This window comes from Streptomyces sp. NPDC031379, from assembly GCF_055569615.1.
On the sequence record NZ_JBVIIT010000005.1, the window covers coordinates 74,119 to 98,690 of the forward strand.

The 24,572-nt window shown below is 72.6% G+C and carries 17 protein-coding genes; 13 read left to right on the forward strand and 4 right to left on the reverse strand.

Features of this window, described 5'->3' with window-relative positions:
- The first annotated feature begins 402 nt into the window (after positions 1 to 402).
- Both panD and ACZ5CW_RS08885 read left to right on the forward strand, forming a co-directional pair.
- Complete coding sequence (panD, locus tag ACZ5CW_RS08880; protein ID WP_468599593.1) at positions 403 to 822, forward strand: aspartate 1-decarboxylase; 420 nt, start codon at positions 403 to 405, stop codon at positions 820 to 822.
- A gap of 32 nt (positions 823 to 854) precedes the next feature.
- Positions 855 to 1,199: a GNAT family N-acetyltransferase gene (locus ACZ5CW_RS08885; protein WP_468599594.1), complete on the forward strand. Its 345-nt coding sequence runs from the start codon at positions 855 to 857 to the stop codon at positions 1,197 to 1,199.
- A gap of 1,393 nt (positions 1,200 to 2,592) precedes the next feature.
- On the opposite strand, the gene gndA is transcribed toward ACZ5CW_RS08885, so the two are convergent.
- The gene (gndA, locus tag ACZ5CW_RS08890; RefSeq protein ID WP_468599595.1) at positions 2,593 to 4,032 is read right to left on the reverse strand and encodes an NADP-dependent phosphogluconate dehydrogenase; all 1,440 of its coding nucleotides are present in this window, start codon (positions 4,030 to 4,032) and stop codon (positions 2,593 to 2,595) included.
- A 272-nt stretch (positions 4,033 to 4,304) separates the two neighbouring features.
- Between gndA and ACZ5CW_RS08895 the strand changes: the two genes are divergently transcribed.
- Complete coding sequence (locus ACZ5CW_RS08895) at positions 4,305 to 5,537, forward strand: transglycosylase family protein (protein ID WP_468599596.1); 1,233 nt, start codon at positions 4,305 to 4,307, stop codon at positions 5,535 to 5,537.
- On the opposite strand, the gene ACZ5CW_RS08900 is transcribed toward ACZ5CW_RS08895, so the two are convergent.
- Complete coding sequence (locus ACZ5CW_RS08900) at positions 5,527 to 6,858, reverse strand: DMT family transporter (protein WP_468599597.1); 1,332 nt, start codon at positions 6,856 to 6,858, stop codon at positions 5,527 to 5,529. The genes ACZ5CW_RS08895 and ACZ5CW_RS08900 overlap by 11 nt on opposite strands.
- A gap of 253 nt (positions 6,859 to 7,111) precedes the next feature.
- On the opposite strand from ACZ5CW_RS08900, the gene ACZ5CW_RS08905 reads away from it, so the two are divergent.
- The 6 genes from ACZ5CW_RS08905 to ACZ5CW_RS08930 all read left to right on the forward strand — a co-directional run bounded on the left by ACZ5CW_RS08905 (position 7,112) and on the right by ACZ5CW_RS08930 (position 16,091).
- Complete coding sequence (locus ACZ5CW_RS08905) at positions 7,112 to 7,867, forward strand: (2Fe-2S)-binding protein (RefSeq protein WP_468599598.1); 756 nt, start codon at positions 7,112 to 7,114, stop codon at positions 7,865 to 7,867.
- Positions 7,868 to 7,907: 40 nt separating this feature from the next.
- Entirely contained in the window at positions 7,908 to 9,059 is a 1,152-nt protein-coding gene (gene glgA, locus ACZ5CW_RS08910) for a glycogen synthase (RefSeq protein ID WP_468599599.1), read from the forward strand.
- A 50-nt stretch (positions 9,060 to 9,109) separates the two neighbouring features.
- Positions 9,110 to 10,330, forward strand: a complete 1,221-nt coding sequence (gene glgC / locus ACZ5CW_RS08915; RefSeq protein WP_468599600.1) for a glucose-1-phosphate adenylyltransferase — start codon at positions 9,110 to 9,112, stop codon at positions 10,328 to 10,330.
- Between the two features lie 182 nt (positions 10,331 to 10,512).
- Entirely contained in the window at positions 10,513 to 12,834 is a 2,322-nt protein-coding gene (locus tag ACZ5CW_RS08920) for a GH92 family glycosyl hydrolase (protein WP_468599601.1), read from the forward strand.
- A 145-nt stretch (positions 12,835 to 12,979) separates the two neighbouring features.
- The gene (locus ACZ5CW_RS08925; RefSeq protein WP_468599602.1) at positions 12,980 to 14,311 is read left to right on the forward strand and encodes a wax ester/triacylglycerol synthase family O-acyltransferase; all 1,332 of its coding nucleotides are present in this window, start codon (positions 12,980 to 12,982) and stop codon (positions 14,309 to 14,311) included.
- 241 nt (positions 14,312 to 14,552) lie between these two features.
- Positions 14,553 to 16,091: an SDR family NAD(P)-dependent oxidoreductase gene (locus ACZ5CW_RS08930; protein ID WP_468599603.1), complete on the forward strand. Its 1,539-nt coding sequence runs from the start codon at positions 14,553 to 14,555 to the stop codon at positions 16,089 to 16,091.
- 222 nt (positions 16,092 to 16,313) lie between these two features.
- Here ACZ5CW_RS08930 and ACZ5CW_RS08935 read toward each other — a convergent pair whose 3' ends face one another.
- Positions 16,314 to 16,709 (reverse strand): hypothetical protein, encoded by a 396-nt coding sequence (locus tag ACZ5CW_RS08935; RefSeq protein ID WP_468599604.1) that lies wholly within the window; start codon positions 16,707 to 16,709, stop codon positions 16,314 to 16,316.
- 498 nt (positions 16,710 to 17,207) lie between these two features.
- Here ACZ5CW_RS08935 and ACZ5CW_RS08940 point away from each other — a divergent pair, with 498 nt between their 5' ends.
- Positions 17,208 to 17,381, forward strand: coding sequence for a hypothetical protein (locus ACZ5CW_RS08940; protein WP_468599605.1), 174 nt, complete (start codon positions 17,208 to 17,210; stop codon positions 17,379 to 17,381).
- A gap of 436 nt (positions 17,382 to 17,817) precedes the next feature.
- Here ACZ5CW_RS08940 and ACZ5CW_RS08945 read toward each other — a convergent pair whose 3' ends face one another.
- Positions 17,818 to 19,170 (reverse strand): amidase, encoded by a 1,353-nt coding sequence (locus tag ACZ5CW_RS08945; RefSeq protein WP_468599606.1) that lies wholly within the window; start codon positions 19,168 to 19,170, stop codon positions 17,818 to 17,820.
- 327 nt (positions 19,171 to 19,497) lie between these two features.
- Between ACZ5CW_RS08945 and ACZ5CW_RS08950 the strand changes: the two genes are divergently transcribed.
- From ACZ5CW_RS08950 to ACZ5CW_RS08960, 3 genes are all read left to right on the forward strand, one after another.
- Positions 19,498 to 21,525: an endo-beta-N-acetylglucosaminidase gene (locus ACZ5CW_RS08950; protein ID WP_468599607.1), complete on the forward strand. Its 2,028-nt coding sequence runs from the start codon at positions 19,498 to 19,500 to the stop codon at positions 21,523 to 21,525.
- 162 nt (positions 21,526 to 21,687) lie between these two features.
- Positions 21,688 to 22,416, forward strand: a complete 729-nt coding sequence (locus tag ACZ5CW_RS08955) for an SAVMC3_10250 family protein (protein ID WP_468599608.1) — start codon at positions 21,688 to 21,690, stop codon at positions 22,414 to 22,416.
- 40 nt (positions 22,417 to 22,456) lie between these two features.
- Positions 22,457 to 24,571, forward strand: a complete 2,115-nt coding sequence (locus ACZ5CW_RS08960) for an AIPR family protein (RefSeq protein ID WP_468599609.1) — start codon at positions 22,457 to 22,459, stop codon at positions 24,569 to 24,571.
- Position 24,572: the final 1 nt, after the last annotated feature.

Sequence of the window (24,572 nt, forward strand, 5' to 3'; positions counted from 1 at the left end):
CGGCCAGGGCCGGGCCTTCACCCTCGACCAGGCACCGGCCACCTGACATGGCTTCCCTGTGTATGGCCGTCGGCTGCTCGCGGTGAGGGAGGTCGGTGACGCGAGGCCGAGCGCGCCGCCGCTGCTTGGCGGTGTTCGACCGACGTGCACATCATCGCCTGCCTCGGATCGAGAGACCTCGAGTCCGTCATGCCGACCGTGGTCTGGAAGGGAAAACGTGCCGAGTTCCCGTGCCGCGGGTGCTCGTGCGACTGGCGTGGCGTCAGAAGAGTCAGCAACGGGCCGGTGTGAGCCCTCGAACACCTGCCGACAGCTGACCCCACATGAGAAACGATGTAGCCTCCGGTCACCGCCCTTGACCTGCAGAAGCAGGCAGGGAGCAGACGAATCGGGAGTTTCTTCGTGCTTCGTACCATGTTCAAGTCCAAGATCCATCGCGCCACCGTCACCCAGGCCGACCTGCACTACGTGGGATCGGTGACCATCGACGCGGATCTCCTCGACGCCGCCGACCTGTTGCCGGGTGAACTCGTGCACATTGTCGACATCACCAACGGTGCCCGGCTGGAGACGTACGTCATCGAGGGCGAGCGCGGGTCCGGGGTGATCGGGATCAACGGAGCGGCCGCCCACCTCGTGCACCCCGGAGACCTGGTGATCATCATCAGCTACGCTCAGGTCACCGATGCCGAGGCGCGGCAGCTGCGGCCGCGGGTCGTGCACGTCGACGGCGACAACCGGATCGTGTCCCTCGGGGCCGACCCGTCCGAGCCGGTGCCCGGCTCCGACCAGCAGCGCAGCCCGCAGGCCGTCAGGGCCTGACCGGCGGACCAGGACCAGGAGCGTGCGTGCCCATGAGCGAGATCGAGATTCGTGACGACCGGGCGGCGGGCCGCCTGGAAGCCGTCGGCGAGGGTGAAGCCGTCGGTCACATCGAGTACTTCGTCCTGGAGTCGCCCGCGCGGGCCCTGGTCCCGGTGCACACCATCGTGGAGCCGGCCCACGAGGGCAAGGGAATCGCCGGCTCCCTGGCCCGGGAGCTGTACGCCCTCGCCGAGCGCGAGGGCGTCCCGGTGGCCCCTCTCTGCCCGTACGTCGTCAAGTGGGCCGAACGCCACCCCGAGGTGGCCCCGCCGGCCGATCCGCAGTTGCTGGCCGCCGCGAAGGACTGGCTCCGGGCCCACCCCGACAAGTTCTGACGGAGCCGGCCCGCACGGCGGAACGTCCCCGACTCGAACACTCACCCCGGCCCCTTGGACGGAGCCCCGGCGGCACTCGACTGCCGGGGCTGGTGCTCCGACGGGGCCAGGCCCCCAAGGCCCGGCCACGACGGGGGCACCCCGGCGGTCGCGGTTTCCCGTCCCTGGCACGGACGCACCCCGGCGGTCACGGGCCCCGGTCCGTCCGCCCCGGTGAACACGGAACGGCTGCGGCATTCAGGCCGCCGGCCTTCGCTAGGACCCGTGGGTCTTCGCTCCGGCCGGTCGGCTTCGGCTTCGGCCGGTCGCCTTCGGCCCGTGGGCCCTCGCCCCGGCCGGTCGGTCTCGGCTACGGCTGGTCGGCTTCGGCCCGTCGGTCTCGGCTCCGGCCCGCTGGCCTTCGCCCCGGCTGGTCGCTCTTCGCGCCGGCCCGTCCGTCTCGGCCCGTCCGTCTCGGCCCGGCCGAGTTGGTCTTCGCTGCGGCCTTCGGTCTTGGCTTCGGCCGGTCCGCCTTCGCTCCGTCCGGTCGGTCTCGGCTTCGGCTGGTCGGCCTTCGACCCAACCCGTCGGTCTCGGCCTCGGCCCGTCGGTCTTCGCTCCGTCCGGTCGGTCTTTGCGCGGGCCTGTCGGTCTCCGCTCCGTCCGGTTGGTCTCAGCGTCGGCCGGTCGGCCTTCGCTCCGTCCGGTCGGTCTCGGCTTCAGCTCGCCGGCCTTCGTCCCGGTCGGTCGGTCTCCGCCCCGTCCGGTCGGCCTTCGACGCAACCCGTCGGTCCCGGCCTCGGACAGTCGGCCTTCGCTCCGGCCCTCGGTCTCGGCTTCGGCCCGTCGGCTTTCACCCCAGCCCGTCGGTCTCCACCCCGCCCCGCCGTCGGTCTCCACACCGCCCCCCCACACACCCACACCCCCACCCACCCAGCCCCCTCCCGTCCTGCCGTTGGGTGAGTGCTGGAGCGGGTGTCGGGTAGGCGGGGGAGTAGTCCAGAGGCGACGTCCAGTGACTGCCCGGAGGACAGCGATGACGAATCCGTACCCCGATCCCGTTCCACCGGGACCTACGCCGGGACCGGGCCCGACCCCGCCGGACCCGTACCCCAGCCCCGTCCCGCCCCCGCAGCCGGGCCCCGAGCCCACTCCGCCGGGCCCCGGGCCGGAACCGACGCCACCCGCACCGGGCCCGGACCCGACCCCGCCCCCGGCACCACCGGCACCGGGCCCGCCGGAACCCTCACCGTCCCCGATCCCCCCGGGGCCGGAGCCCGTACCGAACCCCGAGCCCGGCCCGCCCCTCACCTGAGAACGCCGGAAGGCGAGGGGAACCGCGCGACCCGTCACAACGAACCCGTGCGGGCGCCACAACAGTTCCCCCCGCCTCCTCAGGCGCGGAAGACCACCGTCAGGCCGAGACCTCCGACCGGTCCCCGCCCCACAGCGTGTGGAACGACCCGTCCTGGTCCACCCGCCGATACGTGTGCGCGCCGAAGAAGTCCCGCTGTCCCTGCGTCAGAGCCGCCGGCAGGCGTTCCGCACGGAGTGCGTCGTAGTACGCGAGCGCCGCCGCGAAGCCAGGCGTCGGCACCCCCTGCCGCGTCGCCGCGATCAGCACCTCACGCCAGTCGTCCTGCGCCGCCGCGATCTCCTGCGCGAACGTCTCGTCCGACAGCAGGCTCGGCAGATCGGCGCGGGCGTCGTACGCGGCGCGGATCCGGTCGAGGAAGGCCGCGCGGATGATGCAGCCGCCCCGCCAGATCGCGGAGACGGCGCCCAGGTCGATGTCCCAGCCGTACTCCTCGCTGCCCGCCGCGATCTCGTGGAAGCCCTGCGTGTACGACACGATCTTGGATGCGTACAGCGCCTGCTCCACCCGGTCCGCGAAGGCCGCCGCCTCCGACTCGCTCAGCGCGGACGCCGTCGGCCCGGCCAGCCCCCGCGACGCCTCGCGCAGCGCCGCGTGGCCGGACAGGGAGCGGGCGAAGACCGCCTCGGCGATTCCGGACACCGGAACGCCCAGGTCGAGCGCGATCTGCACCGTCCAGCGGCCGGTGCCCTTCTGCTCGGCCTGGTCGACCACGACGTCCACGAACGGCTTGCCGGTCGCGGCGTCCACGTGGGACAGCACCTCGGCGGTGATCTCGATCAGGTAGGAGTCCAGCCGGCCCGTGTTCCAGGTGCGGAAGATGTCCGCGATCTGCGCGGGCGAGTAACCGGCCACGTCGCGCAGCAGCTGGTACGCCTCGCCGATCAGCTGCATGTCGGCGTACTCGATGCCGTTGTGGACCATCTTCACGAAGTGCCCGGCACCGTCGGGACCGCAGTGCGTGACACAGGGCGCTCCGTCCGCCGCCTTCGCGGAGATCTTCTCCAGCATCGGGCCCAGGGACCCGTACGACTCCTTCGAACCGCCCGGCATGATGCTCGGCCCGTGCAGCGCGCCCTCCTCACCGCCGGAGATGCCCGTGCCGACGAAGTGGATGCCCCGCTCGCGCAGCTCCCGCTCCCGGCGCCGGGTGTCCGCGAAGTGCGCGTTGCCACCGTCGATGATCATGTCACCGGGCTCCAGCAGCGGCGCGAACTCCTCGATCACCGCGTCCGTCGGCTCGCCCGCCTTGACCATGATGACCAGCCGGCGCGGACGCTCCAGCGCCGCCACGAAGTCCTCGGCGGTCTCGGCCGAGACGAAGTCCCCCTCGTGCCCGAACTCCTCCACCAGCGCCTTGGTCCGCGAGACCGTACGGTTGTGCACGGCGACCGTGTAGCCGTTGCGGGCGAAGTTGCGGGCGAGATTGCGGCCCATGACCGCGAGTCCCGTGACGCCGATCTGCGCTGAAGTGCTCATACCGCCTGCTCCCTAGCTGCCTCGTGACTACGGCTCCGTCAGTACGGGCCCTCGCCCATCCTGACGTGCCGCTACGGCGATCGCACATCCGACCCGCCACGCTTGATTACGCGGCGACGGCGCCCTGAACCTCAGTCTTCTGCGATCCCGTTCCAAGGAGCGGCTCTTCCCGGCCACTTGGCAGGGCCGCACGGCCGATTTGCTGTCTTGTCATGGCCTGTTCGCGGCGCTTACTTTTGCCCCTCCTGACGCATGCCGAGGGGATTTCGGACATGGCCGTACGCGGCCGGCACCGCCGGTACCAGCCGAACAGGATCAACCGCGCCTCACTCACCGTCACGGCGGGCGGCGCCGGCCTCGCGATCCCGCTGGTCGCCGCAGGCACGGCCGACGCCGCGGACGCGTCCACCTGGAACAAGGTCGCCGCCTGCGAGTCCAGCGGCACCTGGGACATCAACACCGGCAACGGCTATTACGGCGGACTGCAGTTCACCCGGTCCACCTGGGAGGCGTACGGCGGCACCCGGTACGCGCCGCGCGCCGATCTCGCGACCCGGGACCAGCAGATCGCCGTCGCCGAGAAGGTGCTCGACGGGCAGGGGCCGGGAGCCTGGCCGGTGTGCTCGGTGCGGGCCGGGCTGACGCGCCGCGGTGCGGAACCCGGTCCGCCCACGGACGGCGCCGCCACGCGTCCCGCGCGGAGCGACTCGAAGCCGCACACCGCGAAGGCCGCCCCCGCACAGGACGTGCGGCCGCAGACCACCCCGCAGTCCCGTGCGGGCCGGGCCGAGATGTACACGGTGGTGCACGGCGACACCCTCTCCGGCATCGCCGGCGAACAGCGGGTCCGGGGCGGCTGGCGACAGCTGTACGCGGGCAACCGCTCGACCATCGGCGCCGATCCGGACCTCATCCTGCCGGGCCAGCGACTCAGCCTGCACACCAAGGGTGCCGCGCCCGACACCCACACCACGGCCAAGTCGCCGAAGAGGAAGGCGCCTTCGGAGAAGCGGAAGGCTCCTGCCGAGAAGAAGGCCCCGTCGGGGAAGAAGGCTCCGTCGGAGAAGAAGGCCGCTCCCCGTCACACCTCCCCGGCCGGGCACTCGCTCGTCGCGCCGGTGAACGCGCCCATCGGCACCAGCTATCACGTGGCGGGTTCACACTGGTCGAAGGGATACCACACGGGGGTCGACTTCCTCGTGCCGACCGGCACCTCCGTGCAGGCGGCGGAGGCCGGGCAGGTGGTCGCCGCCGGATGGGGCGGCTCCTACGGCTACCAGGTCGTCCTCCGGCACGCCGACGGCCGGTACACCCAGTACGCGCACCTGTCGGCCATCTCCGTGCGGGCCGGCCAGCGTGTCGGCACCGGCCAGCGCCTCGGCCGCTCCGGCTCCACCGGCAACGTCACGGGCCCGCATCTGCACTTCGAGGTGCGGACCGGGCCCGGCTTCGGCACGGACATCGACCCGCTCGCCTATCTGCGGGCCGGCGGCGTCAGGATCTGACGCGCGTGCGCTGCCGGTCCAGGAACGGCAGCGGCACGTAGATGCTCAGGACGGGTGCGGCGTACGACACCGGGGGAAGCATCGGGACCGGCGGTTCGCCGCTCTCGGCGTCACCGCCACCGCCCTGCGGAACCGGTCTTGGTGCCGGTACGAGCATCTCCCTCGGCACCGGTTCGCCCGACTCCCGCAGGACCGGTTCCCGCAGGACCGGCTCCCGCAGGACCGGCTCCCGCAGGACCGGCTCCCGCAGGACCGGCTCCCGCAGGACCGGCTCCCGCAGGACCGGCTCCGTGGAGCCGCCGTCGGCTGCGGACGGTTCCCGCAGGACCGGTTCCGTGGATCCGCCCTCTGCCCCGGCCGGCTCCCGCCGGCCCGCCCGCTTCGCCGTCGGCTCCGCTGCCGGCCGCTGCTGAGGCACGGCGAGGAGCACGCCCTGCGCCGGAACCGGTTCGGACGCGGCGGGAACGGACTCCGTCCCGGCATCCGCCTCCGTGCGCTCCATCCGCTCCGTCGTCAGCATGATCAGGCCGCCCGCCGCCGCCGCACCGCAGGCCAGGGCGAGCACGGTGCCGGTGCCGCCGTAGCGGAACGTCTCGCCGAACATCAGGATGCCGACCGCGGCGGCCAGCACCGGGTTGACCACGGTCAGCGTGGCCAGCGGGGCGGCGAGGCCGCCGCCCCGGTAGGACGCCTGGGACAGCAGCACACCGGCGGTGGCGAACACGCCGATCACCGCGAGGGAGGACAGGTCGCCCAGGCCGATGTCCTCGGACCAGTCGACGGCGACGGTCTTGGTGAACACCGACGACATGCCGAACGCTATGCCGGAGGCGGTGGCGAGCAGCACGCTGCGCACTGCCGGATGCCGGTGTGCGGCGAGGCCCGCGCACATCAGCGCCACGACCGCCCCGCCGGTGGCGAGCGCGACCGCCACCCGCTGGGCGCCGTCCAGGGAGTGCGTGTCGGCGGAGCCGACCAGGGACAGCAGACCGGCGAGGCCCACCGTGGCCATCAGGGCACCGCGCCAGGCCGTCGCACCGGCCTTGCGGCCGACGAAGAGCGCCGCCATGGGCAGGGCGAAGACGATGGTCAGCGCGCCGAGCGGCTGGACGAGGCTGAGCGGGCCGTAGGCCAGCGCCACGACATGCAGCACGCCACCGAGGCCGTTGAGCGCCAGGGCCCACCACCAGCTCGGCCGGCGCAGGGGCAGGTAGGCGCTGTCGGGGGAGGCCACCGCGACCTGCTCCTGCATGATCGCTCCGCCCGCGTAGGCGAGGGCGGAGACGAACGACAGGAGCACGGACACCGCGAGGGCGCTCATCGGCGTCTCCCCTGGATGAGGCGGGGGCCCTGGCCCTGCGGACGGCGGGGACCCGGAGCCCGGCGCGGCGGGCGGTCGGCTTCCATGGCCAACACTCTGCCCGCCCGCAGGCATTCCGTCGTCGTCCCTGAGCACGCAATGCGTCCTACTGCCGATGGAGTACACCCGCGGTGCGATCATCCTTTGGAGGGGTGACGTCACCTGCCGACCCCGTGTCCCGGACCTCCCGTCCCGCCTGGTACTAGTGCCTGTCGTGGACCTCGACCCGGATCTCGCCGCACTCCGGCCGCTCGGCGGCTTCTTCGTCCTGCGCACGCTCCCGGCCCCGGCGGCCGGCGGGCCGGACCCCGCAGATCTGCCGCCCCTGACACAGGCATACGGGCCGGGCGCCTCGGGCGTTCACCGCGATGCGCTGACTCTGCGCGTGAACACGGTGGCGACACGGCTCGGCACCCCCGAGCCGAGGGTCGCCGCCTCCATCGCGCAGCAGGGGCTGGCCGCCCGGCTGTGGTCGGTGGCCCTGGGCTGTGCCGTGCTGTACGGCCGGCTGCCGGACCTCGACGCCCGCCTGCTGCGCTGGGACCCTCTCGCGTCCGCCCCCGACGACCTGTGGCTCGCCGAGCCGCGGCCGCTGCCCGGCGACGCGGCCACGCTCGCCGGCACCGTGCTGCGCGGGCATCTGGAACCCCTGGGGGCCGCCCTGAGGGCGCGCTACGGCGTCGCGCCGGGCCTGCTGTGGGGCAACGCCGGTTCGGCGCTCGCCGGTGCGGCCCGCGAACTGGACCGCTGGGCCCGTGCGCACGGCCGCACCGACGCCGCGGACCGGGCCCGCGCCCTCGCCGACGACCTCTTCGCCCACCCTCTCCTGCGCGCCACCGGCATCCGCACCGGCACGGCCTTCCGCCGCCGCAGCTGCTGCCTGTACTACCGGGTGCCGGGCGGCGGGGTCTGCGGCGACTGCTGCTTCACCCGGCCGCCGCGCTCTTCCCCGCGCGCCGCATCTGGGTGACCATGAGGGGAAGCTGCCGCCGAGACCAGGGGGTTGTCGGGTGCGAGTGGGACTGCTGACCCGGGAGTACCCCCCGGACGTGTACGGCGGCGCCGGCGTCCATGTGGAGTTCCTGGCGCGGGAGTTGGCCTCCCTGGTGGATCTGGAGGTGCACTGCTGGGGCGAGGGCCGGGGGATCGGCGTCGTGCGCCACCGCCCCTGGTCCGCCCTCGACGGGTCCAACGACGCGCTGCGCACCTTCTCCGCGGACCTCTCGATCGCCGCCGCCCTCGAGGGCCGCGAACTCGTCCACTCGCACACCTGGTACGCGAACCTCGCCGGCCACTTCGCCAAGCTGCTGTACGACGTCCCGCACGTGGTCACCGCGCACTCGCTGGAGCCGCTGCGCCCGTGGAAGGCCGAGCAACTCGGCGGCGGGTACGCGCTGTCCGGCTGGGCCGAGCGCACCGCGATCGAGGCGGCGGACGGGGTGATCGCCGTCTCGGGCGCCATGCGCGAGGACATCCTCGCCTGCTATCCGGCGCTCGACCCGGCGCGGGTCCACGTCGTGCACAACGGCATCGACACGCGCATCTACCGGCCGGACCACGGCACCGACACCCTCGCCCGCCACGGCATCGACCCCGCCCGTCCCTACGTCCTCTTCGTCGGCCGGATCACCCGCCAGAAGGGCGTCCCGCATCTGCTGCGCGCCGTACGGGACATCGACCCCGGCGCGCAGGTGGTGCTGTGCGCGGGTGCGCCGGACACCCCGGAGATCGACCGGGAGTTCCGGGAGCTGTACCGGGAACTGAGCCGGGTCCGCGAGGGCGTGTGCTGGATCCCGCAGATGCTGCCGCGCGCGGAGGTGGTCCAACTCCTCACGCACGCCGCCGTGTTCGTGTGCCCCTCGGTGTACGAACCCCTCGGCATCGTCAACCTCGAGGCGATGGCCTGCGGCACGCCCGTCGTGGCCTCCAGGGTCGGCGGCATTCCCGAGGTCGTGGACGACGGCCGTACCGGTCTCCTGGTCGACCTGGACGACGACTTCGAGGCGAACCTCGCCCGGGCGCTGGACGCCGTGCTCGGCGACCCGGAGGCGGCCCGGCGGATGGGCGGGGCCGGACGGGAGCGCGCGGTCGGCGAGTTCGGCTGGGACGCGGTGGCCCGGCGCACGGCCGGGCTGTACGAGGAGATCCTCAAGCAGGCTTAGCCGGGCCCGCTCGGGGCATCCATGGTTCATCCAGGGTGAGGGGAGACGCCATGCGTCGTGGTGGGCCTTCGGTTCTCGGGATCGTGCTGGCGGGCGGGGAGGGCAAGCGCCTGATGCCGCTCACCGCGGACCGCGCGAAACCAGCGGTCACCTTCGGCGGGACGTACCGCCTGGTCGACTTCGTCCTCTCCAACCTCGTCAACGCCGACGTCCTGCGCATCTGCGTGCTGACGCAGTACAAGTCGCACTCGCTGGACCGGCACATCACCACCACCTGGCGGATGTCCAGCCTGCTGGGCAACTACATCACCCCGGTTCCGGCGCAGCAGCGGCTCGGCCCGCGCTGGTATCTGGGCAGCGCGGACGCGATCCTGCAGTCCCTGAACCTGGTCCACGACGAACAGCCCGAGTACGTGGCCGTGTTCGGCGCGGACCACGTCTACCGCATGGACCCGCGGCAGATGCTCCGGCAGCACATCGAGGGCGGCGCGGGCGTGACGGTGGCCGGCATCCGGGTTCCCCGTTCGGAGTCCTCCTCCTTCGGTGTGATCACGCCGGGCCCGGACGGCCGCGGCGTCGAACGTTTCCTGGAGAAGCCGGCCGACCCGCCCGGCCTGGCCGACGACCCCGGGTGCGTGTTCGCCTCGATGGGCAACTACGTCTTCACCACCAAGGCCCTCGTCGAGGCGCTGCACCGGGACGCCGAGGACGGGCAGTCCCTGCACGACATGGGCGGCTCGATCCTGCCTCAGCTCACCGCGCGCGGCGAGGCGCAGCTGTACGACTTCAGTGACAACCACGTGCCCGGCGAGACCACCCGCGACCAGGGCTACTGGCGGGACGTCGGCACCCTGGACGCCTACTACGAGGCGCACATGGACCTGATCGCCGAGCGCCCCGCCTTCAACCTCTACAACCGCCAGTGGCCCATCTACACCCACTCGGGCCAGCTCTCCCCGGCCCGGTTCAACGCGGGCGGTATCGCGAGCGAGTCCATCATCAGCGCGGGCTGCCTGATCCGCGGTCAGGTCACCCGGTCCGTGCTGTCCCCGGGCGTGCGCGTCGACCCGGGCGCGGTCGTGCAGGGTTCGGTGCTGCACGACAACGTCCGCATCGGCCGGGGCGCGGTCGTCCGCGGTGCCGTCCTGGACAAGAACGTCGAGGTCCCGCCCGGCGCGACGATCGGCGTCAACCCGGAGCGGGACGCGGAGCTGTACACGGTCTCCAAGGGCGGGGTCATCGCCCTGGGGAAGGGTCAGCGGGTGCCGTAGGGGACGGCTGCGACAGTGAGCACACGAAAGTTCGAACCGGCCCTCTGACCGCCCGTCATGGTGCGGGCCTGCCTCGTCGCCGTGCGCGACGCGTTCGTGTAATCCCGCCGGGATGCCCGGGTTTGCCGTCTTCGCCCCTCAGGATGCAGGCAACGATGTCGAACCTCCGGAGGTCATCCGACATGAGAGGGACCCGGCGCACACGGCTGTGCCTGGCCGGGGTGATGGCAGCGTCCACGCTGATCGCCACCCCCGCCGCACGGGCCGCCGAGCGGACCGACGGCCACCTCACCGACCTGGTCAACCCCTTCATCGGGAGCCAGAACGAGGGCAACACCTTCCCCGGCGCTGCCGTGCCCTTCGGCATGGTGCAGCTCTCCCCGGACACCGGCCACAACACCGGTTACGACTACACGCAGAACCGTATCCGCGGCTTCTCCCTGGTCCACCTCTCGGGCGTCGGCTGCCGCATCGGCGGCGACCTGCCCGTGCTGCCCACCACGGGCGACGTCCGGCAGACGGACTACGCCAAGTACGCCGCCACCTTCTCGCACGAGAACGAGGAGGCGTCTCCCGGTTACTACCGCGTCGGCCTCGACTCCGGCATCCGCGCCGAGCTGACCGCGACCGAGCGCACCGGCGTGCAGCGCTACACCTTCCCGGCCACCGACAAGGCCAACGTGCTGCTGAACGCGGCCCAGTCGCTGCACAAGGCGGTCGGCAGCACCGTGGAGATCCTCGACGACCGCACCGTGCGCACCGAGATCACCGGCCACGGCTTCTGCCGGGACACCGGCCCCTACACGGTCTACACGATCACCCGTTTCAGCCGGCCCTTCACCGCGTACGGCACCTGGGACGGCCCGACCGTCACCCCCGGCGCCCGGAGCGGACGCGGCGGCGCCTACGTACGCTTCGACACCACCGAGGACCGCACCGTCCAGGCGACCACCGCCCTGTCGTACGTGGACGCGCGCGGCGCCGCGACCAATCTGCGGGCCGAGGGCGGCCGGTCCTTCGACGCCGTACGTCACCGGGCGCGCGAGGAGTGGGAGCGCCGGCTCACCGACGTCCGCGTCCAGGGTGGCACGCCCACGCTCCGCCGTACGTTCTACTCCTCGCTGTACCGGTCGTTCCTCGCGCCCAACATCGGCAGCGACGCCGACGGCCGCTACACCGGCTGGGACCGCCGCACCCATCGCGCCGACGGGTTCACGTACTACCAGAACTGGTCGCTGTGGGACACCTACCGCACCCAGGTCCAGCTGCTCGCCCTGCTCGCGCCGCGCGAGTCGCGGGACATGGCCCGGTCGGTGGTCGCGATCGACGAGGACGGCGGCTGGCTGCCCAAGTGGGGCTACGGCCCGGTCGAGACGAACGTCATGAGCGGCGACCCGGTCACCCCGTTCCTGACCACCGCTTACCACATGGGCCTGCTCAAGGGGTTCGAGGAGCGGACCTACCGCGCGCTGAAGAAGAACGCCGACGGCGTGCCGCCCGCCGAGTACCCCGGCATCGGCCGGGAGGCCAACGTCGAGTTCGTCGGCCAGGGCTTCGCGCCCTACGTCAAGGGCCGGCCGCTGGCCAAGATGGGCGACTCCGACTACCACCACGGCGCCTCCGTCACCCTCGAGTACGCGCTCGCGGACGCCATGCTCGCCCAGATGGCCCGCGGCCTCGGCCACGAGGACGACGCCGCCCGCTATGCCGCCCGGTCGCGCAACTACCGGAACATCTTCGACCCGGCCACCGGCTTCTTCCGTGCCCGCGACGCCTCCGGCGCCTTCACCGGCTCGTCCGACCCGGCCCGCGGCACCGGCTTCCACGAGGGCACCGCCTGGCAGTACCAGTGGCTCGTCCCCCAGGACCTGCCCGGCATGGTCGGCCTCATCGGCGGCAAGCGCGCGGCCAACGACCGGCTGGACTCCTTCTTCGCCTACGACCGGCTGCTCGCCGACCCCGAGAAGACCGCCCGCGAGGTGTGGGTGCACGGGGACGCGTACGACTACTACGACGCCGACAAGTACAACCCGATGAACGAGCCCGACCTGATCGCGCCCTACACCTACCTGTCCACCGGCCAGCCCTGGAAGACCACGGACGTGGTGCACGCGGCGCTGACCCTGTTCACCGACACCCCCACCGGCATGACCGGCAACGACGACCTCGGCACGATGTCCGCCTGGAACGTCCTGTCGTCCATCGGGCTCTTCCCGATCCAGCCCGGCTACGACACCTGGGGCCTGTCCACCCCGGTCTTCGACCGCGTCCGCCTCAGGCTCGACCGCCGGTACTGGCCGAGCGGCGGGCTGACGATCACCGCGCCCGGCACCTCCGCCGCCGACCGGTACATCCAGGCCGTCCGCACCGACGCGCGGCCGCACCGGCGGACCTATCTGACGACCGGTGGGCTGCGCTCCCTGCGCGCGCTCTCGTTCACGGTCGGCCCGCGCCCGTCTGAGTGGGGTACGGCACCCGAGGCCGCGCAACCGGTCCTGAGGTGACCTCGCCAGTCACCTGGGTCCCGCCCCTCTCCGTGGGGCGGGACTTAATCTGCTGTTAACTGTGCGTAGCCTGATCGTACTTGACCGTAATCGGCTCGCGGAGTTTGACTGCAGATCCACCCGTCGTCGACGCGCGAGGCAACCCTTGACTTCCGACCTGCTCGCTCCTCTCGACCTGGCCTTCTGGAACATGGAGTCCGACCGGCATCCGATGCACCTCGGAGCGCTCGGTGTCTTCGGCGCGCACTCGCCCACGGCCGGCGCCCACGCGGCCGACCTGCTCGCCGCCCGCGCCGCCGCCGTACCGGGCCTGCGCATGCGCATCCGCGACGTCTGGCAGCCGTTCGCCTTCGGCGGCGCGACCCGCGAGACCGCCCCGGACTTCGACCCGCTCGACCATGTACGGCTGCACGCGCCGACCGCCGACTTCCACGCGGCCGCCGGCCGGCTGATGGAACGCCCCCTGGAGCGCGGCCGGCCACCGTGGGAGGCGCATGTGCTGCCCGGCGAGGACGGGGTGTCCTTCGCGGTGCTGTTCAAGTTCCACCACGCCCTCGCCGACGGGCTGCGCGCGCTCAAGCTCGCAGCCGGCGTCCTGGACCCGGTGGACCTGCCCGAGCGCGCGCCCCGCGCCATCGAGCCGCCCCGCGGCCTGCTGCCGGACGTGCGCAAGCTGCCCGCCCTCGTCCCGGAGCTGGTCAAGGGCGCCCTGTCCGACGTGGGCCGGGCCCTGGACATCGGCGCCTCGCTCGCCCGCTCCACGCTCGGCATGCGCCCGTCCTCCGCGCTGGCCTCCGCGCCCAGCGGCACCCGCCGCACCGCGGGCGTCGTCCTCGACATCGACGACGTGCACCGGGTGCGCAAGAGCGTCGGCGGCACCGTCAACGACGTCCTCATCGCCGTGGTCGCCGGGGCCCTGCGCCGCTGGCTGGACGAACGCGGCGACGGCAGCGCGGGTGTGGCGCCCCGCGCCCTCATCCCCGTCTCCCGGCGCCGCCCGCGCACCGCCCAGCCACAGGGCAACCGGCTCTCCGGGTACCTGATACCGCTTCCGGTCCACGAGCCCGACCCGCTCGGCCGCCTCACCGCCGTGCGCACCGCGATGATCCGCAACAAGGACGCGGGCCCCAACCGGGGCGCCGGTGCCGTCGCCCTGCTCGCCGACCACGTGCCGGCGCTCGGCCACCGGCTCGGCGGGCCGCTCGTCGGCCAGGCCGCCCGGCTGTGGTTCGACATCCTGGTCACCAGCGTGCCGCTGCCGGGCCTGGGGCTGCGGCTGGGCGGTCATGAGCTGAGGGAGGTGTATCCGCTGGCCCCGCTGGCGCCGGGCCAGGCGCTGGCGGTCGCGATCTCGACGTACCGCGGTCGCGTGCACTACGGGCTGGTCGCCGACGCCCGGGCCGTGCCGGACCTGGACGTGTTCGCCCGGGCGGTCTCGGACGAGGTGGAGACGCTGATCTCCGTCTGCGACGCCTGAGCGGCCGGCCTCCGGCCGGCCCGGGGTACCCGCCGCACCACCCGTGCGGCACTCTTCGCCGGGTGCGGGCGGGTACCCATGGCGTCGGGGGAGAGGGGCCGGCAGCAGGGCCGGGCGGGACCGACGGGGCGGTGCGTACCGGTCGGGTTTGGCCGAAAGGGCTGCCGCTCCGTAAAATTCCCCGTTCGAAAGCGGGCGCGAGTCGGAGCGCTGCGCGGGTGATCAGGGAAGCGGCAGCGCGATGACGGTGACAGAGGACGGGGCTGCGTCCATGGAGGCCCCCATGGACGTCCCCACGGACGCCTCCATGGACGAGGTGGTCCACGGACCCGGTATCGACCCGGAGCGGCTGGCCGTCTGCCTGAGCGTGCTCGAGGAACTGGACCGGATCGACGTCGACCACCCCGACGCGATCACGGTGCGCCGGGCCACCTCGCACATCTACCGCACGGTCAAGCAGCGCCGCCGCCAGGAGCGCCGGGCCGCCAAGACCGCGCACGACCGCGCCGTCACGGAGGCCACGGCCACCGGTTCCGCCGAGCGCATCGACGACGAGACCGAGGGCATCCTTCCCTCCTCGAAGATCGAGGCGGGCCGGATCGCCGGCATACTCCAGCGCCCGCGCTCCTGCTACACCTGCAAGGGCCGGTACGTCGAGGTCGACTACTTCTACCACCAGCTCTGTCCTGACTGCGCCCGCGTCAACCGGGCGAAGCGCGACGCCCGCGCCGACCTCACCGGCAAGCGCGCCCTGCTCACCGGCGGCCGTGCCAAGATCGGCATGTACATCGCCCTGCGCCTGCTGCGCGACGGCGCCCACACGACCATCACGACGCGGTTCCCCAAGGACGCCATCCGCCGCTTCAAGGCGATGGACGACTCGGCGGACTGGATGCACCGTCTGGAGATCGTCGGCATCGACCTGCGCGACCCGGCCCAGGCCGTCGCGCTGGCCGACCAGGTCGCCGAGGCGGGCCCGCTGGACATCCTGATCAACAACGCCACGCAGACCGTGCGCCGCCTGCCCTCCGCCTACGCCGCCCTGGTCGAGGGCGAGGGCACGCCGCTGCCCGCCGGGGAACTCCCCGCCCACCACGTCATCGGCGCCTTCAACTCCGGCGCGGTCGGTGAACTCGGCGGGTCGGCCGCGCTGCCCGTCGGCACCAGCGGCCTCGACGCACAGCAGGTCGCCGACCTCGCCCTGGTCGCCGGGAACGCCAGCGTCGCCCGGCACCTGGACGGCACCGCCATCGACGCGGGCGGCCTGGTCCCCGACGTCGTCGAGACCAACACGTGGGTGCAGACCATCGAGCAGATCTCGCCGGTGGAACTGCTCGAGACGCAGCTGTGCAACTACACGGCGCCGTTCATCCTGATCAGCAAGCTCCGTCCGGTCATGGCCGATGCCGCCACGAAGGCGACGAGCGGACGGGCGTACGTCGTGAACGTCTCGGCCATGGAAGGCGTCTTCGGCCGCGGCTACAAGGGCGCCGGGCACCCGAACACCAATGCGGCCAAGGCCGCGATGAACATGGTGACGCGGACCAGCGCCGAGGAGATGTTCCAGAGCGACGGCATCCTCATGACCTCGGTCGACACCGGCTGGATCACCGACGAGCGCCCCCACTACGACAAGCTGCGCCTCGCCGACGAGGGCTTCCACGCGCCCCTGGACCTGGTCGACGGCGCCGCCCGCGTCTACGACCCGGTGGTGCGCGGCGAGGCGGGCGAGGACGTGTACGGCGTCTTCCTGAAGGACTACGCGCCCGGCAAGTGGTGAACCGCGGGCGGCAAGGCGTGTGCCGCCGGGCCGCGGGCCGGGAAGACGGTGGCGTGCCGGGCGTCCGGTGATCTACCGTCCGATCGTCGAGCCGGGTGCCCGGTGCGCAGGTGACGCGTACTTCGTGGTTGAACTCCACCCGACAGGCCGCCTGGTGCCTGTCAGGCCCTTCGGTGGGCCGACCGCGTCGCCGCCGGGACCTCGGGCACCCGGTCCCGGCCGTCAATCCACCGCGCCGAGCGGCGAGTTGCGCGCCGCCACCAGTTCCAGCACCGTGCGCCAGTCCTCCAGGACGCCTGCGTCGAAGCCGCCCGTCCGGCTCTCCTCCTCCGCCCGACGCAGGCGCAGCACATCGTCGTCGGCGAGTCCCGTCTCCCCGCACACCAGCCGGAACACCCGCTCCCCGAGCAGGGAGCGCACCGCCTCGGCCGCGCTGCGGGCGCGCGCCGCGCCGTCGCCCGGGCGGAGCACCGGCCCGATGCCATGGACCAGCCCGGCCACCTGGAGTTCCTTGTCGGCGGGCCGGCTGCGGCGCAGCAGCGCCGCGGTCCGCAGCGCGTGTTGGTACCGGCCGGCGTACAGCAGATCCATCAGCTCCTCGACGCTGCGCAGCTCCATGCGTCAGTCCTTCCGCGAGACAGCCGTGCCGCCCGCCAGCAGAGCACGGCCGGCTTGCGGCCCGGCCAACGGCATCTGAACTGCGCCGCGCCCGGTCGCCGTAAACCTCGGGCTGGTATCGAAGAAACGTTCGCTTATGTAGGCCGAGTGGGTGATTCGCTCGGTCGCGCGGGTGATGCGCGCGGTTACAAATAGCCCCATATTGAGGGGTATTGGATGGCCAATGGACTCGCATGCGTTACAGCTTGTTTGCACTCCCTATCGAGCGGACGTCCGCTCATTTGGTTAATCTGGAGGGGACGGACAGCAGTACGGGGTCCCACCCACACCCACCGTCCGTCCCGGGGCGAGCCGGTCCACAACGGCCTGCTCTGACACGAGAAACCGGCGCCACCGCGTCCGAACTGGCCTTCAATCCAGACCCGAGCGGGCGACAAGTGCCGGAGCGCAGACTGTCCGGTATGCCCCGAGGGTGACCCGACACATAAGGAGTGCGCGGTGACACCGGAGAAGACGAATCGCGAACAGCGCCCCAAGGAACGCACGGAGCGCTCGGGCCGCCGGGCCGGAGAACTCGGCAGCCTCGAGGTGTGGGCCCGGTCCGCCCCGATCCGCCTCGCGGGCTACGAGGACGACCTCGCCGAACCCCACATTCTGCCCAGCGTGGACTGACACCGGGACCGGACCCGTCGCGATCGCCGACGGCATGGGCGTGGCAGCTTCACGCCCATGCCGATCAGGGAGGCCGCGGCCGACCACCGACCGCGGATCCAGCCCTTCCGGCACCGCATCGTCACCGCCGCCGAGACCTGCGCCCGGGCCCCGGAGACGACCGAGGTGACGGCCCGCGCGCTCTGGACGGACCCCGCCGAGCGCGTCCACGTCACCGAGGACCCCGCCGCAACCGTGGTCGGCTCGGCCTGTCCCACCGCCGGCCACGGCGGACCGGCCGCCCGAGTGGCCGACGCCGGCTTCCCGACCGGCCCGGACCACACCGGCCGCGCCGTCGGCCGGAAGCACCCACGGCCCGGCAGGACGGGGCCGCACGTCACGTACCGCTCGCCGGACCGGACCCGGCCGCCGACCGGGCCCGCCGCCGCACACACCGCTACCGCCGGTCCGCCACCGGTGCCGTCCGCTGCCACGGGTGCAGGCGCTCCAGTTCCTCCGCCACCTCCAGCAGGACGGACTCCGTGCCGGGGCGGCCCACGAGCTGTACGGCGCAGGGGGCGCCCGAGGGCAGGGTGCCGAACGGGACGGACATCGCGGGCCAGCCGGTCAGGTTCCACGGCGGGGTGAACGGCGAGTAGGCCGTGTTGGCGAGGACATTGCGCAGCCAGCCGCGCTCGTGCCACGGACCGGCCTGGGGGGAGCGGCGGGCCAGCGCCGGGGTGAGCAGGACGTCGTGCTCGGCGAAGAAGGGCGTCAGCCGGTCGCGCAGACGCTCGCGCGCGTCACCGGTGCGGACCGAGCGGACGAAGCGCCGGCCCACCGCCGCGTGCACCCGGGTCCGCCGGGCCAGCCGAGCCGGGTCCAGGCCCTCGGCGTCCACCGCTGTCCCGGCCGTCCAGTGCCGCAGCGAGGTGACGCCCAGATCGAGGGGGTACGGCGGCTCGGCCCGCCGCACCCGGTGCCCGGCCCGGGCCAGCAGCCCGGCCGCCTGCCGGACCGCAGTCGTATACGGCCTGCTCACGCTCACCCCGGCCAGCGGGCTGCGCACGGCGACGGCGATCGTCCTGCGTGACGGCTCCTCCGGCCGGGCGGAACCGGTGCCCGCGAGGACGTCGAACATCAGCCGCAGGTCCTCGACGGTCGTGGCCAGCGGGCCGTTCTCCGACATGCCGAACCAGTCGCCGTTGCCGATCCCCGCCGGCACCACCCCGTGCCCCGGTTTCAGCGTGACCAGCCCGCAGTTCGCGGCCGGGATGCGCAGCGAGCCCATGCCGTCGTTGCCGAGCGCGATCGGCACGAGCCCCGCGGCCACCGCCGCCGCGCTGCCGCCCGAGGAGCCGCCCGCCGTGCGCGAGAGGTCCCACGGATTGCGGGCGATGCCGAAGACCCCCTCCGTGGTGCCGAAGACACACAGCTCGGGCACGTTCGTCAGGCCCACGACCACCGCACCGGCCGCCCGCAGCCGGGCCACCGTGACGTGGTCCTCGGTGGCCGGCGTGTCCGGACCCGCGGCGGTGCCGTTGCGGTGGGACTCGCCGCGCACCGCCAGGTTGTCCTTCACGGCCACCGGCACGCCCGCGAGCGGCAGTTCGGCCAGATCGGCACGCAAGGCCAGCTCGTCGGCCTCGGCGAGCGCGGCCTCGGCGCGGACCTTCCGGAACGCCTCGATCCGTCCGTCGAGCCGCTCGATCCGCGCCAGATGCCCGGCCACCACCTCCCGTGGTGTCACCCGCTTCTCGCGTACGGCGTCGGCGATCTCGGCGGCGCTCCGCCCGGCCCAGTTCCCCACGGGCACTCCTCGGTCAGTCGTCGGCTACTCGCTGGTACGCATCACGGCGCAGGGAGAACTGTGCCCGGTCGGGGGCGGCACGTCGAGAGGTCCGGCGGTGGGTGCGCAAGCTAATGCGCTTGAGTGGCACGGCTCTAAAGCGCATTAGCGACGATCGAAATCTCCCAAGCAAGCCACTCTGACCTGCACTAATGGGCGGTCATTCGCTTTAGCTCGGCGAATGCATTGACTTTCCCCGAAGGTCCCGGGCAAGGTCTTCGGCGCCACCACGGCGAAGTCGTCACGCCCGGACCAGGTACTCCCCACCCCACAAGGAGACTCCCGCTCGTGAAGCCCACCAGACGCACCGTGCTGATCGCCGCGACCGCGGCCGCCCTCACACCGTCCCTGCCCGCCACCGCGGCCCCGCGCGCCACCGCCGCGACCCCGCCGTACGCCTCCTACTGGTACCCGGACTCGCTCCCCTCCGGCAGTCCCGGCACCGGGATCACCTGGCGCAGCCTGAAGACCTGGCGCGCGGCCGACGACCCCGACCTCGCCTTCAACGCCGCGTCCGTGCCGCTCGCCGCCCGCTTCACCCCGACCCCCGCCAACACCACCGCCCGCTCCGGCCAGGCCCGTGTCCAGGCCCTGGTCTCCTTCGGCCCCACCTCGAGCAACCCCTCCCAGGGCTCGGCCACCGCCGACTACTACGCCCTCACCCACTGGGCCTATCTGGACGAGCTGGTGTTCTGGGGCGGCTCGGCGGGGGAGGGGCTGATCCTGGCGCCGAACGCGCCGATCGTGGACGCGGCCCACCGGCACGGCGTCCCCGTCCTCGGCAACATCTTCCTGCCGCCCACCGCCTACGGCGGGCAGCTCCAGTGGACCCGCGACCTCGTGCAGACGGACGCCGGCGGGCACTATCCGCTCGCCGCGCAACTCGTCGCGGTGGCCGCGGCCTACGGCTTCGACGGCTGGTTCGTGAACGCCGAGACGAGCGGCGGCAACACCGCACTCGGCACGGCCATGCTCGGCTTCGTCAAGGAGCTGAAGGCCCTCGCCGCGGCCAAGGGGCAGCGGGTGACCTGGTACGACGCGATGACCGTGAAGGGCACGGTCAGCTGGCAGGGTGCCCTGAACAGCCAGAACCAGGCGTTCTTCCGGGCCGCCGACGCCATGTTCGTGGACTTCCGGTGGAGCGCGAGCACGCTGGCCGCCTCGGGCACGAAGGCGGACCAACTGGGGCGCAGCCGGTATGAGTTGTGGGCGGGCGTCGACGTCGAGTCGAACGGATCGAATTCGTCCGTGAACTGGGACGCGATCGTGCCCGCAGGGAAGCCGCACGTCGCCTCGGTCGGCTTCTACCGGCCGGAGTGGACCCGTAACCACCTGCCCGCCGACCGGCGCGCTCCGGAGGATTTCCACGCCGCCGACGACCGGTTCTGGAGCGGGCGGTCGCTCGATCCGTCCCGGCCGGACGGCACCGATCCCTGGCGGGCGCCGGCGGTGTCGGTGGCGGACCGCTCGACGGTGACCTCGATACCGTTCGCCAGCGTGTTCAACACCGGGCACGGGCTGCGGTGGTACGAGGAGGGAGCCGTCGCCTCGGAGACGCCCTGGAACCACCTCGGCCTGCAGGACCGGCTGCCCTCGCGGCGATGGGTGATACGCACGGCCGGGGAGCGGCCGGCGGTCTCCTTCGACTTCGCCGACGCATGGCGGGGCGGCAGCAGCGTGCTGGTGGACGGTGAACTGGATCAACCCGTGGTGGTGGATCTGTACGCGACTCGGTTGCCGATCGGTGTGAACACCGTTGTCGAGCTGACGTACCGAACCGAAAGCGGCGGTGTGAACGCCGAGTTGGCGGTGGCGACGGCCGAACCGGGCGGCGCCGGGGCGGCCCCGCCGTACACGTATCTGGCGGTGGATCCGGCCGACGACGGGGCCCGCGTGAAGTCCGTCAACGGCTGGCACACGGTGACCCTCCCGCTCACCGGGCTGTCCGGCACCGTGCATGCCCTGGGGGTCCGGCTCACCGCCACCGAGGGCCCGGTGCGCTGGCGGCTGGGCGGCCTCGCCGTCCGGGACGCGGTCACCACACCCGCCGCCCCCACCGGCGCCCGGATCACCGCGGCCAGCGGCGGCGACCTCCGCCTCGCCTGGAACGCCGCCCCCGGCGCCGTACGCCACTACACCCTCCACCGCCTCCTCCCCGACGGCGGCCGCCGCTTCCTCGGCGCCACCGGTCAGCGTGCCTTCTTCGTCCCGGGCCAGCGGCCCGAACAGGGCGAGACGGCCGCACGGTTCGAACTGCGCGCCGTGGGGGAGTCGTACGGAACCTCGGCCCCCGTGACCGTCACCCACCCCTGGTGACGGACCGCGCGTCCCTGGACGTCACCGTGCGCGGCGGCTGACCACGGGGCGCGCGGCGCGGATTCCCGCCCGTCCCGTCCCTCCGGCGACGAGCGTTCTGGCAGACGAGCCACCGGCTTGATGGAAGGATGGGGCGCACGACACCACAGCCGGGGGGCGGAATTGCGTGAGTTCGTGTACCTGTCGGACGGGAAGCTGCGGCAGTTCCTGCCCAGGCCGTCCCGTTTCACCCTGCCCGGTGCCATTCGCCTGAACACCCCGGTGGGCGGCCTGGACGTGGAACAGGGCCCGCAGGACGGTGAACGCGACCGACTGCAGCACCTGGAGAAGGTCGACAAGCACCTGAACAACCAGGCCGAATGGTTCGGGGATCCCGCGCTGCGCCCTGGCGTATGGGTCTGGTTCGAGGCGCCACTGCGCTGTGTGACGTTACGGGGCGCGTACCAGCACATGGTTCTCTTCGCCGATCCGGTCCCCGGGGAGGACCCGGAGTACGACAGGCAGACGGGCTGCCGTCTCCTGATGCACGGATCTTCCCGGCATCTCCTCGGCTACGCGCCGGTGACCATCGACGGACCGCCGCTCGAGGGGATCGAGGGCGGATCCAGCATCGGGACGACGTTCCTCACCAGCGCCGGCCATGTCGTCAGTGCCCTGTCCCTGGAGCATGATCCCCTGGCGGCCCATGTGCCGGCGCCGGCCGTGGACCTGAGCGGAGCGGCGGTCCGGGAGCTGGTGGCCGCGCTCGACGCCCGGCACGCTCAGGCCGGCGGCGCGGCCCGCATGCACGGGTACGCGCGGGTGACAGCCGTTCTGCCGGCCACCGACGACGCAGCGCGGCTGGTCGTGGCAAGCCCGCTGAGTGTGGAGTATGCGTACGACCGGTCGTGACCCGACCGGATGCGGACAGCGCGGGAGAAGGAAGGTGCACATGGAGGACGTGGGCGGCGGCCTGCCCGGTGAGGTGCGTTTCCTCAGCGACCATCTCAGGCGCACCTTCGAGCCCTTGATCGACCTGAGGGACCTCGACCGCCGCCCGGGTCGCGAGCGGGACGCCGCCTTCCTGACACGCGCGCTGGCCGCTCAGGCCGTTCGCATCGTCACCGGCTGCGGTCCCGAAGAGGCAGCGGCCGCGGTGACGGACGGAGCCGACGACCAGGGCATCGACGCGATCGCGATCTCTCCGAGCGGATCGGACATCTGGTTCGTCCAGGCGAAGTGGAGTCCCACGGGCAGGGCGGTGCTCGGAGAGGACGACGCGCTGCGCCTCGTGGCGGCACTGCGGCGTCTGACCAACCGCCACCACCAGGGCTCCGCCCCGCGGATCAACGCACTGCTGCACCGCATCGACGAGGCGCTGGGTTCACCTCGGTGCACCGTGCACCTGGTCGCCGCGCTGGCCGGCGACGGGCACCTCGCGCTCCAGGCGGAGCGACGGCTGGAGCGGGTGGGGAAGGAGTTCGGCTTCGAGGGCCGTACACCGGTCGAGGTGAGGACGCTCGGGCTGGCCGACTTCCACTCCGCGGCCCGCCTTCAGACCGCGCCGGTGCCCGTACACGTCACGGCGAGTCTCACGCAGGGCTGGCATGCCGTCCAGACGCCCTATCCGGCGTACACGGGACTGGTTCCGGCCGCCGAGGTCACCGCCTGGTACGAGAGCCACGGCCTGAGGCTGCTGGATCCGAGTCTGAGAGACACCCTCCGCGCGGACCGGGTCGACAAGGAGGCCGTCCACCGGCTGATCACCGAACCGGAGTACTTCTGGTACATGTCTCACGGACTCACGCTCACCTGCGATTCCGTCGACACGGAGTACTTCGGCCGCCGGATACCGGGAGAGCCCGCTCGCCTGCGGCTGGCCAACGCCCGGGTCGTCAACGGCGCGCACCTGCTGGCCTCCCTCGCCCACGCGGCGGCCCGCGACCCCCGTGCGGTCGATCTGGCTCTCGTCCCCGTGCGGGTGATCTGCGTGGCCGACGCGTCCGAGGACTTCGTCTCCCGGCTCACCGCGTCGTCACTGACGGACCACCGGCCGAACGTCCTGGACCAGGTCGCCTCCGACCCCGAGCAGGCACTGATCCGCTCCGAGTTCGCCCATGTGCTGGACAAGCAGTACGTGTTCAGGACGGGCGCCGTACCCCCGGCCCCCGGCGCCGGTTGCACGGTGCAGGAGGCGGCCCTGGCCCTCGCCTGCGCGCATCCGGACGTCGCCCTGGTCGCGCACACCTGCGCCGACTCCGAGTACCTCTTCCGGCCCTCGCCCGGCGGCGCCTACACCCGCCTGTTCGGTCAGGCTCCGCCCGCCCGGCACATCTGGACCGCGGTCCTCATCCACCGCCTCGTGCAGAGCGTCCTGGCCGAGCTGGCCCACACCGAGTCCCTCTGGGTGCGGGACGTGATGGAGCACGGTGACCTGCTGATCGGTCACCTCGTCTTCGAGCACATCGGCATCGAGAACAGGGAAGGGTGGCTGCAGTCCGCGCAGGAGGAGGGGGACTGGGGCAGGGCATGGATCCACAGACGCGTCCGAGTCCTCGCGTCGGCCGTGGCCGGCCTCTACGGCAAGAGCGTGTTCCTGGCCAGCATCTTCACCGACACGCGCAAGTGCCGTCAGCTCGCCACCGCGGTGTCGGAATCGCTCTCTTCTCTTGGCGAGTCAGGGGCCGGGCGACCGGTGCAGCCGGTACGCCGGCCCAGCAGCGTCTCGGTGCTCGTCGATCACCGGCGCATCCCGGACGGCGCACGGCTGTTCTACCGGCCGAGCAGCCTCGTCGAGGAGGAAGCCATCGGTGACTGGCTGCGGGAGGATCCGCGACGCTACCTCGCCACCTGGGTCAACGACCGCCGGAAGCCGCTGATCTGGGCCGCCGACGGCGAGAGCTACTCGCCCACCGGACTCGTCACGCACATCTGGCAGGAGGCGCGCTGGGACGACGCGCCCTCGGCGGTCCGTGGTCCGTCCGGATGGCATGTGCCGGGCGAGGGCACCCTGGTCGACCTCGCCGACCAGCTCGTGCCCCCCACGGAACCGGACGGCGGCGTGTGAC